Here is a 14,018-nt window from a genome sequence, read left to right as displayed (position 1 = left end):
CGCGGGGCGTTGGAAGGCGGGATGGCTCCCGCCCTACGGGGTTTGTCCGCCTGGGCGCGCGTGGGAGGGGGGCTGGCCCGTCCAGCCCCGGTAGGCGCGCCAGAAGACCGTGGCGTCGGAATAGCCAAGCGCCTGGGCCACCTGTTTCAGGTTGAGACGCGGATCGGCCAGGTAGGTTTCCGCGATGCTTTGCCGGTGGGCCTGCACGATGGCGCGCAGGGAAGTGCCTTCATCGGCCAGGGCGCGTTGCAGGCTGCGCGGGGCCAGGCCCAGTTCGGCGGCGATGCCTTCCAGCTCCACCGGGCGCTGGCCAAGGTTGCGCACCACCACCGACAGCACCCGGTCCTGCAGCGCCGCGCCGGCATCCTGTTCCAGCACCAGGTCCGCGATGTGGCGTTCGATCACCAGGATCAGCCCCGCGTCCTCTACCCGGTATTCACGGTCCAGTCCTTCTGGCCCGAAGACCAGCCTGTTGGAGCTTTGGCCGAAGCGGACGGGGGCGCGGAACATGCGTTGCAGCAGGTCCGGCCGGCGCGAGGGCGCGTGTTCGAAGTGCACTTCCAGCGGCTGCCAGCGCGGATCGAAGGCGGAGCGGATCAACCGGACGAGGGTGGAGAGGGAAAACTCGCTGTCCTGGGGTTGCGGGCGCACCGCGCGTGACCGGATGTGATAGGTGATCGACAGGATCCCCTCTGCCTGGGTCATCTGCATGTCGGTGGCCGTCTGCAGCGCGGAGAGGGAGCCTGCGAAGCGTTCCAGCCCGCGCCGCAGCGTGCCCGATTGCAGCAGCAGCAGCCCGGTGGGCCCCAGTTCACCCGCCTGGATGCGCTGGCCCAGCCTTGCGCCCAGCACCGGATCACCCGCCAGTTCGGCCGCCTCTTCGAAGATCTGCAGATAGGCGGCCAGGGGAATCGCCTCGTAGGGGTCGCGCACGCGGGCCGGATCAACCCCGTTGGCCAGCAGGACCGTTTCAATGCTGCCCGGTTTGTCGGCAAAATGCGCCAGAACCGGCGCGAGAGCAGACGCGCGCAGGGACGGCGAATCCGGCAGCGGGCGGGTTTTGCGGCCTTCCTGGGGCATTTCTGACGATCTCCGACACTTTGGCGCGAATTATCGAATTTTTGGCGTTGTTGGCAATAGGTGCAACTGCGGCGCTCCTTACCCTGAGGATCAAGGCACGCAAGACGTGCGAGATCATGTTGAGAACAGGGGCCAGATGATGACCGAGGGAACCATTGCTGCGGATGTGAAACACCCGCTGGATCCAATCACACCTGCAGAGGTGGTGAAGCTGAAAGAGGTGCTGGCCGCCGCCGGGATCGAGGGGGAGAGCAAGCGGTTCAGCTACGTCATGCTGCGTGAACCCGATCACGCGACCCTTGCCGCCTGGACCCCCGGCGCCGCCATCCCGCGGGAGATCGGCGTGCTGGTGATGGACATCGTCGAGCAGACCCTGCGGGAGATGGTCGTGGATATCCCGGGCGCGGCGATCATCGTCGACAAGGTGCTGGATCCGGCGAAGGACGGCTGGGGGCCGGTGCTGGACGAGGACTACGTGGCGGCTGAAGAGATCTCCAAGGCGGATCCGCGGTTCGTCGAGGCGCTGGCCAAGCGCGGCATCACCAACCTGGACCAGGTGTTCTGCTGCCCCCTGTCGGCGGGCATGTTCGGCTGGGAAGGCGAAGAGGGCCGTCGGATGCTGCGCGTCCTCAGTTTCTACGCGCCGAACCCCGATGCCATCCACGAGCTTTGGGCGCATCCGATCGAGGGTGTGGTCTGCCACGTCGACCTGCTGTCGCGCGAGGTGCTGCGGTTTGTCGATACCGGCTATACCGAGATCCCGGAGACCAGCGGCGACTACATGGATCGCGATCTGGGCGGGCCCCTGCGCGAGGACATGAAGCCGCTGAACATCACCCAGCCGCAGGGTGCCTCCTTCACCATGGAGGACAACATCCTGAAGTGGCAGAACTGGGAGGTGCGTGTCGGCTTCAACGGGCGCGAGGGGCTGACGCTGCACGATATCAGCTTCAACGACCGGGGGCGGAAGCGGTCGATCCTGAACCGCGCCTCCGTGTCGGAAATGGTGGTGCCCTATGGCGAACCGCAGCCGACCCATGAATGGCAGAACTATTTCGACGCGGGCGAGTATCAGTTCGGGCGGCTGGCCAATTCCCTCGTGCTGGGCTGCGACTGCCTGGGCGAGATCCATTATGTCGATGCGACGGTGGTGGACGACTTCTGCAACCCGGTGGAGCTGAAGAACGCGATCTGCATTCACGAAGAGGACTTCGGCACGCTGTGGAAGCATACCTGCGTCTTCTCGGGGCGCTCGGACGTGCGGCGGCAGCGGCGGCTGGTGGTCAGCTTCTTCGTCACCGTGGGGAACTACGATTACGGGTTCTACTGGTACTTCTACCTGGATGGGAAGATCGAGCTGGAGTGCAAGGCGACGGGGATCGTCTTCACCTCCGGCCGCCCGGAGGGGGACTACGAATGGGCGACGGAGATGGCGCCCCGGCTGGGCGCGCCGCAGCACCAGCACATGTTCTCGGCCCGGCTGGACGTGGCCGTGGATGGGCAGAAGAACTTCGTCGACGAGATCGACGTGAAGCGGCTGAAGATGGGCGAGGGCAACCCGGTGGGCAATGCCTTCACCCGGGAGATCACCCGTCTGGGCACCGAAGGTGAGGCACAGCGTTGCGCCAGGAACGAGGTGATGCGGACCTGGCGTGTCTCTTCGGCCGAGACGAAGAACTGGGTGGGGGAAGCGCCGGCCTACCTGCTGATGCCCGAGGGGCTGCCGCTGCTGCTGGCGGATGACGAGGCCTCGATCACCAAGCGGGCCGGGTTTGCCACCAAGAGCCTGTGGGTGACGCAGTTCGACCGGGATGAGCTGTGGGCGGCGGGCTATACGCCGAACCAGCATCCGGGCGGCGCGGGCCTGCCAGCCTATGCGGCGGGCAACCGCAGCGTGGATGGCGAGGATATCGTCGTCTGGCACACCTTCGGCCTGACGCACTTCCCGCGCACCGAGGACTGGCCGATCATGCCGGTCGATTATGCGGGCTTCACCTTCCGGCCCGAGAACTTCTTTGACCGCAACCCGACGCTGGATGTGCCCGAGGATCCGAACGGGAAGGAATGCTGCCATTCCAACAAGACCCGTGCGGCAGAGGGCGGCAGCTGCTGCGGCAGCAAGGGGTGAGCGCCTACCACTGGTCCCTGCTGGGCCTTGCGGCCCTGGGCACGCTGGCCTGTGTCCGCGCCTGTCAGGGTGCGGACCGGGGCGCGGAAAGGGCCGAGGCGCTGGCGGCGCTGGGCGCCATGGCGCTGGCGATGTCGGGCGCGGCGCCCCTGCTTTACGCAGGGGTGGTGGCGCTGGGCCTGCTGGCGCTGCGCATGGGGCTGCGGCTGCGTGCGGGTGGCGCGCTTTGCCTGCACCGGGGGGCGAGCCATCTGGCGATGGCCGCCGTCCTGCTGGCGCTTTTCGTGCTGAACGGCGCGGGGATCTGCGGCGATGCCGCGCTGCCGCTTCTGACGGCAGAGGGGGTGACCCTGCTGCCCATGAGCCGGGCACCGGCGCTTTTCGTGCAGGTCACGGCACTGGGACTGATGATCTACCTCGGGCTGAGCCTGCTGGTTTCCTACCGTGAGATCGGGCGGGGCCGGGCCGGCGGCCTGATGGAGATCCTGCCGATGACGGCGGCGACATTCGGCATGGCGCTGCGGGTGAGCTGAGCGCCATGACACCGCCGCTTCGCGTGCCGTGGCGCGGGGCGGGGGACAGTTTCCACGGCCAATGAACCGAAAAATGACCCAACAGGAGACGCAACCCATGAAGACCTTTCCGCTTTATTCAGTGACCCCCTACGCCCTGGCCCTGGCGGCCGTCGCGGCGCCGCTGGCCGCCCCGACCATGGCCCTGGCCGACTGGCCGGAGAAGCCCGTCGAATTCGTCGTGCCCTTCCCGCCGGGCGACCTTGAAGACATCCTGACCCGGATGATCGCCGACGAGTTCCAGAAGGAATACGGCGTGCCCGCCGCAGTGGTGAACAAGCCCGGTGGCGGCGGTGGTCCCTTCCCCGGTGCGGTCGAGGTCGCCAATGCGCCCGCCGATGGCTACACCGTCGGCTCCTTCGTGTCGGACGTGGTGCTGACCGGCCCGCAGATCGGCATCCCGGCGCTGAGCCCGAACCCCTTCGAGCCGATCGGCGTCTTCGTCACCTATCCCTTCGTCATCGCCACTTCGGGCGATGCGCCCTACAGCACCATCGACGAGCTGGCGGCCTATGCCCAGGATCACGACGTGGCGCTGGGCCACTTCGGCGCGATGCTGACGCCGACGCAGATCACCTTTGCCCTGGCCAAGGACAAGGGGTTCGATTTCGCCTTCGAGGCGGCCTTTGACGCGCTGGACTGCAACAGCCTGGCTTCGGGCGACGTGGACGTGATGAACACCACGCTGCAGCAGATCTTCCCCTGCCTCGACGATGTGAAGATCCTGGCCTCCATCGGGGCGGAGCGGATCCCGGTGACGCCCGACGTGCCCACCGTGGCCGAGGTCGATCCCAAGCTGAACATGGCCCTGTGGAACGGGCTGTTCGTGAAGGCCGACGTGCCGCAGGAGGCGCGCGACAAGATCGAGGCGGTGGCCGTGAAGGTGATGCAGTCGGATGCGGCCAAGAAGCTGGCGGCGGATACCGGTGCGCTGATCTACTGGCAGGACGCGGCAGAGGCCGAAGCCCAGATCGAGAGCGACGCGGCAACGATGGTCACCATCAACGAGCTGCTTGAATGAGCCGTGAGCCAGGCAAGAAGACCCCGCGCGTGCGCCAGCCCGAAAGGCTGCCGCGCGCGGGGTCGCGCTTTCAGAACGTCGTCCGGATCCGCAATTTCCAGGCGCTTTTCGGGCGCTACGGGCGGCCGGGTGACCTGATCTTTGCCGGGGGCTTCATGGGGCTGGCGCTGCTGCTGCTGGCGCTGTTGCCCTTCCAGACCGACTGGGTGGCGCGGACTAAGCTTTACGCGCAGCCCGCCTTCTGGCCCGGGGTGGCGATCATCGGCATGGTGCTGTTCGGCGCGGGGCACCTGCTGGGCGGGCTCCTGTCCGAACGCCGCCCCGGCTGGCAGCAGGAGGTGCTGGGCTGGGCCCGCAGCCTGGAGTTCGCGGGCTGGTTCCTGGTCTATGTCTGGCTTGTGCCCCGGGGCGGCTACCTGCCGGTCACCGTCATTTTCACCTGTGCCCTGGCCTGGCGGCTGGGCTACCGCAGCTGGCGCTGGATGGGGATTTCGGCCCTCTTCGCCCTGTCGGTCGTGGTGGTGTTCAAATCCTTCCTGCAGGTGAAGATCCCGGCGGGGGCGGTCTACGAGTACCTGCCCGACGGCATCCGCACCTTCGTCATGGTTCATTTCTGAGGTCATCCCATGGACATGCTTCTTTCCGGCATCGGGATGCTGATGCACTGGGACGTGATGCTGGCGCTGCTGGTGGGGTCCATCGGGGGCGTCATCATCGGGGCGATCCCGGGCGTGGGCCCTGCGGTTGCCATCGCCATCCTGCTGCCCGCGACCTTCGCCATGGAGCCGCTGGTGGGGCTGACGATGCTGCTGGGCATCTACGGGTCCTCGATGTTCGGCGGCGCGCTGCCCGCGATCCTGATCAACACCCCCGGCACCGCCGTGAACGCGCTGACCACCTACGACGGTCACCCGATGACGAAACGGGGCGAGGCGCTGCGGGCCCTGGGCCTGGCCTATGGCGCCAGCTTCATGGGCGGCATCCTGTCGATCCTGGCGCTGATCTTCCTGTCGCCGGTGTTGGCGAAGGTGGCGCCGATGTTCGGCTCGCGCGAGATCTTCCTGGCGGCGCTTCTGGGCCTCGTGCTGGTGGTGCTGGCGCATCGGGGGCAGACCTTTGCCGCCGGCATGCTGGCGGCCTTCGGGATCTTCCTGGGCACTGTCGGGCTGGAACCGGTGAAATACACCCAGCGCTTCACCTTCGGGCAGGAATGGCTGGGATCGGGCTTTGACCTGATCGTGGTGGTGCTGGGGCTCTTCGCGCTGAGCCAGGCCTTCGACCTGCTGTCGAGCGAGGAAAGCGCGCCCGAGGCCCAGAAGATCGAGGGCAACATGGGCCGCGCCATGGCCGAGGTCTGGAAATACAGGCGGATCGGCAGTGTCGGCGCGGGCTTCGGCGTGCTGATGGGGATGATCCCCGGGGTGGGCGAGTTCACCGCGCAGTTCCTGAGCTATACCTACGCGCAGAAGACATCGAAGACGCCCGATGACTTCGGCAAGGGCAGTCCCGAGGGGCTGGTGGCCAGCGAAAGCGCCAACAATGCCGTGCCTGCCGCCGCGATGATCCCGCTGCTGGCCCTGGGCATCCCGGGGGAGGCGCTGACGGCGATGATGCTGTCGGTCTTCTACGTGCACAACGTGATCCCGGGGCCGCAGCTGTTCCAGGGACAGATCGACTTCGTCTACGCGCTTTATTCCGCGATGATCCTGCTGAACGTGATCGTCATCCTGTTCATGCTGGTGGCGTCGAACGGGCTGCTGAGGATCATCCGGATCCCGACGCGGTTCCTTGGCGTGATGATCCTGGTACTGAGCTTCGTCGGCGTCTACTCGCTGCGGAACTCGGTCGTGGATTGCGCGATTGCCGCCGGGTTCGGCGTGCTGGGGCTGGTGCTCAAGCGGCAGAACCTGCCGGTGGTGCCGATCGTGCTGGGCATGGTGCTGGGCGGGATCATGGAAGTGAAGTTGCGCCCGGCCATGGCGCGGGTGCGGGTCTTCTGGGATTTCTTCGACCGTCCCATCGCGGCCTTCCTGGGCGTGGCCATCGTGGCGCTGCTGGCGTTGCATTTCGTGGGCATCTACCGCGAGAACCGCAACCGCGAGACATGAAGGGGTCGCCCCTGCGGGGCGATGCCTCCGGCGGGAGTATTTCCAGCCATCGAATGGGGGAAGGGCGCCCGGTACTGGGGCTCGGTACTGGGGTGGGTCAGCGGGGTTTCAGCGGTTGGGCGTCACCGGGTCGATGGGGCCCAGCGGTCCGCCGCAGGCCAGTTCCACGGCGCGGGCGGCGGCGAGCAGGGCCGCTTCGCCGCGCGGCGGGCCGATGAGCTGCAGGTCCACCGGCAGCCCTTCGGGTGAGAGGCCCACGGGGACGGAGACCGAGGGCAGGCCCAGCGTGGGCGAGAGGTAGGAGAAGCGCAGCCAGGCGATGTAATCGGTGAGCGGCTTGCCGTCGACCTGGGTGGGGTATTCCTCTTCCACCGGGCCGGGCATCAGGCCGACCACGGGGCAGGCCAGCACGTCGAAGCCTTCCATGAAGCGCACCACGGCATCGTAGAGGCGGGAGCGCGCCTGCTGCGCATCCAGCACGTCGTCGATGGTGAGCGCGCGGCCGTAGTCGATGTTTTCCTGCAGCGTCCGCTTGTAGGTGCGTTGCAGGCGCGCGTCGGCGCGGCCGGGGCCGGAGGCCCAGAGCATGCCGCGCAGCGTGCGGTAGGTGCGGTCGAGGTCGGGCAGGGCGGGGCAGGTTTCGGCCACCGTGGCGCCCGCGCTCTCGATCCGGGCCAGGGCGGAGCGCAGGTGCGCCTCCATCGCGGCGGAGACCGGCGCGAAGCCGTTGAGGTCGAGGGAGAAGGCGATGCGGATGCGGCCCGAGGCACGGCGCACTGCCTCCTGGTAGGGCGTGACGGGCGCGGGGTAGGAGAGCGGTTCGCGCGGGGTGAACCCCGCCATGGCATCGAGGAAGAGCGCGGTGTCCATGACCGAGCGGGCCATGGGGCCCTGCAGTGCCTCCGTATGGAAGCGGGAGTGCGCCGGGGCGCCGGGCACGATGCCGGGGGAGGGGCGGAAGCCCACGACGCCGCAGTAGGCGGCGGGGGTGCGCAGGGACCCGGCGAGGTCTGAGCCGTGGGCGAGCCAGACCTCTCCCGCCGCGAGGGCCGCCGCCGCCCCGCCAGAGGAGCCTCCGGCGTTCAGCCGGGTGTTCCAGGGGTTGCGGGTATAACCGAAGACATCGTTGAAGGTATTGGCCCCGGCGCCGAATTCCGGCGTGTTGGTCTTGCCGATGACGATCCCGCCGCGTTCCTCGATCCGGGTGACGATGGGCGACGAGATTTCGGGCACGTTGCCCGAGAGGCCGCGTGTGCCGAAGGTGGTGCGCACGCCCGCGACCTCTGCCAGGTCCTTGATCGCCACGGGCAGCCCCGCCAGCCAGCCGGGATGCGCCGCGTCGCCTGCAAGGTGCGCCGCCGCCTCTGCCCGGTCGCGGCAGGTGGTGGGCATGGCGTTGATCGCCGGTTCCACCTGGTCGATGCGGGTGAAGGCGGCTTCCTGCAGCTCCTCCGGGGAGACCTCCTTGCGGCGGAGGAGGTCCACGACCTCATGCGCCTCCCGCTTGCAGAGGTCGGGGCCGGTGAAGGGACGCGCGGGGGAAGTCATGGTGCAAGTGCCTGTGGTGCGGGACGTTTCGCCCATCCTCGGCCGCAGGGCGCGGGATGTCAAAGCCGTCCGCATCCGGTGGAGTTGGGCCCGCTGGTGTTGGGCCCTGTTGCGCTGGCGCCCGTTGCGCTGGCACGGTGTCCCGGCGCCCGAAGGCCCGGCGGCGGGTCAGTGGCGTTGCGCCATCGGCAGCGGCAGGGCTTGGGGCTGGCCCTGGTTCTGCGGATGCAGGTCGCCCAGAAGCTGCCGCCAGGCGGCCAGGGTGACCTGGTCGTCGGCGCGCAGGCCCTCGCCGGCCTGGGGCGGTTCGCCTTCGACCAGCTGGCGCAGGGCGGCGGTCCAGCGTGTCGCGCTGAGTTCGGGCACGATGACGGTGCCGGCCGGGGCCTGCCCGGCGGGGGCATCGGCGGCGGAGATCAGCACCACGCGGCGGGCGGCACGGGCTTCTGCCGCCAGCAGGGCGGAGGGCTGCCAGCGCGCGGGCATCAGAAGGGCATCGCAATGAGCCATCGCGCAAAGCGGGCTGGCGGGGGGCGGCGCGAAGGAAATGCGCGGATCGCCGGCCGAAAGCTCCTGCAGGGCGGTGTGTTCGGGGCCGTCGCCGCGCAGGGTCAGGTGCAGGGTCGGACCGGGGAGGTCGCGGAAGGCGCGCACGAGCAGGTCGAAGCCGCTTTGCCGGTCGAAGCGGCCGATCGCGGTCAGCTGCCGCAGGGGGCCGCGCGGGGCGGGCAGGGCGCGCAGGTCCGTCAGGTCGGACACGGGCGGGATGACGCAGGGGCGTTCGGCCCCGGCAAGGCGGACCGACTGCATCCAGTCGGCCTGCGCGGCAGAGGTGGCAATGACCCGGTCGAACAGCATGTAGGCGCCGCGCAGCAGGGTATGGAACCGGGCGCTGGCGGGCACGTTCAGGGCCTGGTAGCGCTCCGAATAATGGTGTTCGACATGCAGGAAGGCCGGCGCGGAGTTGCGCGCGCGCAGGGCCATGAGCCCCGGCATCCCACGCCAGGTCAGCGCCAGGTGGGAGACGATCACATCCGCCTCTATCCGCTGCGGCAGGGGGCGCGAGAGGGAGATCCGGTGCACCTCGTGCCGGGTCATGTCCGACAGGCCCATATTTGTTAGGCCCATATCCGAGAGGCCCATATTCGAAGGGCCCATATTCGAAGGGCCCGGTGCCCTGCCCAGGAAGGCGAGGTACCGGTCCAGCCCCTCGACGGGCTGATCATCGATCAGATGCGCAATTCGAAGCATTGGCGGGTCCTTCGGGATGCCTGTCGGGTCAGGCGGTGGCGCGGGGACCTGTTTGCAAATCGCGGTGGTCTAGTTTGCAAACAGGGTTTTTCGAAGTGAGGCGGGCAGGATGGGGGCGACCAGCGCTCCGGAGAGGGTCAGCGTGCCGTGCCGCAGGTCGGAGAACCAGCCAGAGGGGCTGGCGCGCAGGCCGCGCATCGCCAGGTGCAGGGCGAGGCCGCGCGGGGCGCCGCGGCCAAGCGCGCGGCGGGTCATGGCGCGTAGCAGCTGGGCGTCCCGTTGGGGCGTGCGCGCCCCGGCATAGCGGGCGGCGGTGACCAGGGCGGCGAGGCGCCCGGCACATTTCGCGGGCAGGTCGACCATGGCGGCGCTGCTGGCGCGCTGGATGGTCAGGGTGGCGTCGATCCCGCGCAGGCGGAACCCTTCGCCCACCAGGCGCAGCGCCCATTCCAGGCTGGACCCGCTGCTGATCCGCGTGTCGAGCCCTCCGGTGGCGTGAAAGACATCGCGCCGCACGGCAATGTTGCTGAGCGTGCCGGCCGGGTTGTCGGCCATCAGCGCCTCGATCGTCAGATCCCCCTCGGGCACGCTGGACAGGGTATAGCTGCCCAGGTCGTCCATCAGGGCGATCCGGCCAAAGCAGGCATCGAGGGTGGCATCGGTGAAGGCTTCGTCCATCCGGCGCAGCCGCCCGGGCATCCAGAGGCGGTCGCCACGGCAGAAGGCCAGGATCTCCCCCCGGGCCAGGGCGGCGGCCAGGTTGCTGGCCTGGGACACGCCGGTGCCGACGTTTTCGAGAACGCGGAACCGCAGGTCGAGTTCGGCATAGTCCTGGGCGATGGTCCGGGTCGCCTCGTCCGCGCCGTCCAGGACGATCAGGGCTTCCCAGTCGGTGACGCATTGCGCGATCAGGCTGTCGAGCGCCGCACCCAGGGTGAGCGCGGCGTTGCGGGCGGGGATGATGATGGAATAGCGGGGCATCAGATGCGGGACCTGTTGCGGAAGGTGGCGGGAGTGCGGCCGGTGTCGCGGCGCAGAACGGGCGCGGGGCGCGGCTCCGGCAGGGCGGTCGCCATGGAGGCGAGGGCCACGGCCAGCGAGGCCAGGATCACGGCGGGCAGCAGGAGCAGGGCCGCGGTGGGGAAAGCGGCGATGGTGGCCGCACCCGCGAAGCCCAGCGGCAGGACGCCACGCGGGGCCGCCATGACCATGGCAAGCACGCGCGGGAAACGCGTGTTCGAAAAACCGTTGCGGAGGGCAGGGCTGGTCATGGCGTGACTCCGTGAGTGGTGTCTTGATCGCTCCAATATACGCCCGGGCCCGCGCCGGTTCTTCCTCACCCTAGGACAGTTGGGTGGCGCAACAGGCTGGGATCCTATCCGTTCGGATAGCGATCACTGTGCCTGAGGGGCCTGGAAAGGCCTTTTATAACAGACGGTTGGGAATGTTTTGCGCCGCGTGGTTTTGCGCCACGCGACGGGCGGGCGACAGGGCCGGGCGGGGATCAGGCCCCGGGGGCGCCATTGGGCGGCCGGCAGGGCTGACCGGACCAGGGGCCAATGCAGAGGCACCAGGCTGGGCCGACACAGGGCCGACACAGGGCCGACATAGGGCCGGGCAGCAGGGAGTGGAAGCTGTGACTTGAAGCTGTGACTGGAAACCGTGACGGGAAACCGTGTCTGGGGTCAGGCCACGACGAGCTTGTCGAGCGCATCCAGCTGCGCCCGGCTGTCGCGCCAGAGGGGATCGAGCGCTTCGAGTTCGGAGAGCTCGATATCGATGTTGCGCTTGGCCTTGGTTTCCAGCGCCGTCAGGGCGCGGCGCATGGCGGTCAGGCCGAAGGTGCCGCAGGTGCCGGCGCAGGCGTGGCACATGCGGGCGATATCGGCCTTGTTGCCGGGCCCGGCAACAAGCGCGGCGATGGTGCCGTCGGTTTCGGCGCTGAACCGTTCCAGAAGCTTGTGGCCGGTTTCCGGCCCGGTGCCTTCGAAGAGGTTCCGGATCTGCGCCACGTCGATCAGCGAATGATCGGGGGTCACGGGGGCGGGGGTGGTGTCTTCGTGGGGCAGGCGGCCGGCGGCGAGATCGGCCAGGAAGCTGCGCAGCAGCTGGCGGTCGATCGGTTTGGAAAGGATGTGGTTCATCCCGGCACTGCGGAAGCGTTGCAACTCTTCCGGCAGGGCATGGGCGGTCAGGGCGACGATGGGCGTTTCGTGGGAGGGGCCGTGGCCCGCGCGGATCGCACAGGCGGCCTCTGTCCCGTCCATGACCGGCATGGAAATATCCATCAGGATCAGGTCGAAGTGGTCGGCTGTGGCGGCGGTGACCCCCTGCTGCCCATCTTCGGCCTCGGTCACCTGGTGGCCCTCTGCCTCCAGCATCTGGCGCGCGATGAAGCGGTTGATCTCGTTGTCCTCGACCAGCAGCACGTTGAGCGACGGCGCCTGGCCGGTGGCAAAGCCGGGCAGGGGCGTCGGCGGCTGCGTCTTGCCGGTGCTGGGGCGGGTGACGGGGATGCGGATCCAGAACAGGCTGCCTTCGCCCGGCACGCTTTCGGCGCCGATCTGGCCGCCCATCAGCTCCGTCAGGCGGCGGGAGATGCCCAGGCCCAGCCCGGTCCCCCCGGCCTGGCGGGCGTAAGAGGAATCCAGCGTCTCGAAATCGTTGAAGATCCGTTCAAGGTCGCTGTCCTCGATCCCCAGGCCGCTGTCGATGACGCGCAGTTCCAGCTGGTTCCGTTCCGGCCCGGTCAGCTCCACCTCGATGTCGATGGTGCCGTCGCGGGTGAACTTCACCGCGTTGCTCACGAGGTTGAGCAGGACCTGGCGCAGGCGTCGGCTGTCGGAGGTCAGGTTGTCCTGCGGGGGGCCGACCCAGGACCACTTCAGCGCATTGCGGTTGGCAGCGGCCTGGCTTGCGGTGCTTTCGACCACCTCGTCCAGCAGGGTGGAGACGGAGAAGGGCCCGGTTTCGGCGCGCATCTTGCCGGATTCGAACTTCGCCAGGTCCAGCACGTCGTTGACCAGGTTCAGCAGCAGCTCTGCGGAGCTTTGCATCAGGCGCAGCAGTTCGGACTGCGCCGGGGTCGTGTCGTGATCGCGCAGGAGCTGCATCGACCCCAGCAGCCCGTTCAGGGGCGTGCGCATCTCGTGGCTCATCACGGCGAGGAATTCCGACTTCGAGCGTTCGCCGGCCAGCGCCCGGTCGCGGGCCTGGGTCAGCATCTCTTCCTGGGCCTTGCGCAGGGAAATGTCGCGGATGAAGGACACGAAGAGGTGGCCACGGTCCGCGGCCCGGTCAAAGGAGATTTCCGCCGGGAAGCGGCGGCCGAAGCGATCCTTGGCGATGATTTCGAACGGATGCAGGATGCGGTCGCCGCGTGCCCGTGCCTCCAGCACGCTGTCGGCCATCTGGCGCAGGTCCTGCACCTCGCTTTCGGGGATCAGCAGGTCGCGGACCATGCGGCCCACGGCCTCCTTGCGGGGGTAGCCGAAGATGCGTTCGGCCGCGCCGTTGAAATCGCGGATGCGTCCCTCCTCGTCGGTGACGACGATCGCGTCGAGGGAGGTTTCCACGATGGTGCGCATGCGGGCGGCGCGGTCCTGCGCCTCCATCGCGCTGGACTTGGCCTGTCGGGCCAGCCGCATCAGGATCAGCGCCAGTACCGAAAGACCTGCGATGAAGAGGAACAGGACCGTGGCGATCAGGCCCAGCTTGCGAATCAGGCTGCCCTGCCGCTGGTCGGCCAGCCGCGCGAAGGCATCCAGCGCGGCAAGGGAGAAGCTGCGCACGTCCTGGCCCGCGACGATGGCGGGTTCGATCAGCTTGCCCAGTTCGGGGATCGCCTGTTCATCGGGCCTGTCGATGACCGTGGCGGCGTATTTGATGAAGTCGATGACTTCCTGCCGCGGCTCCTCGAACTCCGGCTCGTCGCGCAGCGCCCGGAAGGCCGGGGCGCTGCTGATCGTGTTCATGCGCGAATAGAAGACGTCGAACCGCTGCCGCAGTTCGTCCATCAGCACGTCCATGTCACGGTCGCCATGACCGTAGGCGGCGGTGTCGTGGGCCTCCGACAGGGCCAGGCGGAAGCGCAGGAATTCAACGTCCGACTGCGACAGGCTCCATTGCAGGTTGTCGGAGTTGGAGGAGGAGAGCGTTTCGATCTCCTCCAGCACGGCCCAGGCCATGCCCGCCACCAGCGCGACACAAAGGAACAGGGCGGCAATCGCCGCCGCCGGCTGATGCCAGATCCTGGTGCGTAGGTCGGTCGGAAGCATCGCCATCGGTTCGCCTGTCAGTGTTCGCGCAGG

At 68.3% G+C, this 14,018-nt stretch carries 11 protein-coding genes; 5 read left to right on the top strand and 6 right to left on the bottom strand.

Features of this window, described 5'->3' with window-relative positions; translation table 11 throughout:
• Positions 1-33 precede the first annotated feature (33 nt).
• Positions 34-1,080: an AraC family transcriptional regulator gene (locus tag AC2IR1_RS18790; protein ID WP_486473502.1), complete on the bottom strand. Its 1,047-nt coding sequence runs from the start codon at positions 1,078-1,080 to the stop codon at positions 34-36.
• Between the two features lie 139 nt (positions 1,081-1,219).
• Here AC2IR1_RS18790 and AC2IR1_RS18785 point away from each other — a divergent pair, with 139 nt between their 5' ends.
• The 5 genes from AC2IR1_RS18785 (at position 1,220) to AC2IR1_RS18765 (ending at position 6,909) form a co-directional block, all read left to right on the top strand.
• Positions 1,220-3,208, top strand: a complete 1,989-nt coding sequence (locus AC2IR1_RS18785) for a primary-amine oxidase (RefSeq protein ID WP_486473501.1) — start codon at positions 1,220-1,222, stop codon at positions 3,206-3,208.
• Positions 3,205-3,741, top strand: coding sequence for a hypothetical protein (locus AC2IR1_RS18780; RefSeq protein WP_486473500.1), 537 nt, complete (start codon positions 3,205-3,207; stop codon positions 3,739-3,741). The genes AC2IR1_RS18785 and AC2IR1_RS18780 overlap by 4 nt, the downstream gene beginning before the upstream one ends.
• A gap of 97 nt (positions 3,742-3,838) precedes the next feature.
• Positions 3,839-4,801, top strand: coding sequence for a tripartite tricarboxylate transporter substrate binding protein (locus AC2IR1_RS18775; RefSeq protein WP_486473499.1), 963 nt, complete (start codon positions 3,839-3,841; stop codon positions 4,799-4,801).
• On the top strand, positions 4,798-5,418 hold the full coding sequence (locus tag AC2IR1_RS18770) for a tripartite tricarboxylate transporter TctB family protein (RefSeq protein WP_486473498.1): 621 nt from the start codon (positions 4,798-4,800) through the stop codon (positions 5,416-5,418). The genes AC2IR1_RS18775 and AC2IR1_RS18770 overlap by 4 nt, the downstream gene beginning before the upstream one ends.
• 9 nt (positions 5,419-5,427) lie before the next feature.
• A complete protein-coding gene (locus AC2IR1_RS18765) occupies positions 5,428-6,909 on the top strand; it encodes a tripartite tricarboxylate transporter permease (RefSeq protein WP_486473497.1) in 1,482 nt (493 codons plus the stop codon).
• A 108-nt stretch (positions 6,910-7,017) separates the two neighbouring features.
• Here the strand turns inward: AC2IR1_RS18765 and AC2IR1_RS18760 are convergent, their stop codons facing one another.
• The 5 genes from AC2IR1_RS18760 to AC2IR1_RS18740 form a co-directional block, all read right to left on the bottom strand.
• Complete coding sequence (locus tag AC2IR1_RS18760) at positions 7,018-8,457, bottom strand: amidase (protein WP_486473496.1); 1,440 nt, start codon at positions 8,455-8,457, stop codon at positions 7,018-7,020.
• 168 nt (positions 8,458-8,625) lie between these two features.
• Positions 8,626-9,585 (bottom strand): glycosyltransferase family 4 protein, encoded by a 960-nt coding sequence (locus AC2IR1_RS18755; protein WP_486473495.1) that lies wholly within the window; start codon positions 9,583-9,585, stop codon positions 8,626-8,628.
• Between the two features lie 192 nt (positions 9,586-9,777).
• Positions 9,778-10,689: a glycosyltransferase family 2 protein gene (locus AC2IR1_RS18750; protein ID WP_486473494.1), complete on the bottom strand. Its 912-nt coding sequence runs from the start codon at positions 10,687-10,689 to the stop codon at positions 9,778-9,780.
• Positions 10,689-10,979, bottom strand: a complete 291-nt coding sequence (locus tag AC2IR1_RS18745; RefSeq protein ID WP_486473493.1) for a hypothetical protein — start codon at positions 10,977-10,979, stop codon at positions 10,689-10,691. Before AC2IR1_RS18745 ends, AC2IR1_RS18750 begins: the two co-directional genes overlap by 1 nt.
• 414 nt (positions 10,980-11,393) lie before the next feature.
• Positions 11,394-13,991 carry a hybrid sensor histidine kinase/response regulator gene (locus tag AC2IR1_RS18740; RefSeq protein ID WP_486473492.1) on the bottom strand — a complete coding sequence of 866 codons (2,598 nt, stop codon included), beginning with the start codon at positions 13,989-13,991 and terminating at the stop codon, positions 11,394-11,396.
• Positions 13,992-14,018: the final 27 nt, after the last annotated feature.

The organism is Pseudooceanicola sp. NS-SX8 (genome assembly GCF_057380755.1).
Note: the sequence above shows the minus strand (reverse complement) of the source record. Positions and strands in the feature narration are given on the sequence as shown.

Excerpts from the sequence above, each read along its gene's own strand:
- AC2IR1_RS18790 (WP_486473502.1), bottom strand. The coding sequence starts at position 1,080 with ATGCCCCAGGAAGGCCGCAAAACCCGCCCGCTGCCGGATTCGCCGTCC.
- AC2IR1_RS18785 (WP_486473501.1), top strand. The coding sequence starts at position 1,220 with ATGACCGAGGGAACCATTGCTGCGGATGTGAAACACCCGCTGGATCCA.
- AC2IR1_RS18775 (WP_486473499.1), top strand. The coding sequence starts at position 3,839 with ATGAAGACCTTTCCGCTTTATTCAGTGACCCCCTACGCCCTGGCCCTG.
- AC2IR1_RS18770 (WP_486473498.1), top strand. The coding sequence starts at position 4,798 with ATGAGCCGTGAGCCAGGCAAGAAGACCCCGCGCGTGCGCCAGCCCGAA.
- AC2IR1_RS18765 (WP_486473497.1), top strand. The coding sequence starts at position 5,428 with ATGGACATGCTTCTTTCCGGCATCGGGATGCTGATGCACTGGGACGTG.
- AC2IR1_RS18760 (WP_486473496.1), bottom strand. The coding sequence starts at position 8,457 with ATGACTTCCCCCGCGCGTCCCTTCACCGGCCCCGACCTCTGCAAGCGG.
- AC2IR1_RS18755 (WP_486473495.1), bottom strand. The coding sequence starts at position 9,585 with ATGGGCCTAACAAATATGGGCCTGTCGGACATGACCCGGCACGAGGTG.
- AC2IR1_RS18750 (WP_486473494.1), bottom strand. The coding sequence starts at position 10,689 with ATGCCCCGCTATTCCATCATCATCCCCGCCCGCAACGCCGCGCTCACC.
- AC2IR1_RS18745 (WP_486473493.1), bottom strand. The coding sequence starts at position 10,979 with ATGACCAGCCCTGCCCTCCGCAACGGTTTTTCGAACACGCGTTTCCCG.
- AC2IR1_RS18740 (WP_486473492.1), bottom strand. The coding sequence starts at position 13,991 with ATGGCGATGCTTCCGACCGACCTACGCACCAGGATCTGGCATCAGCCG.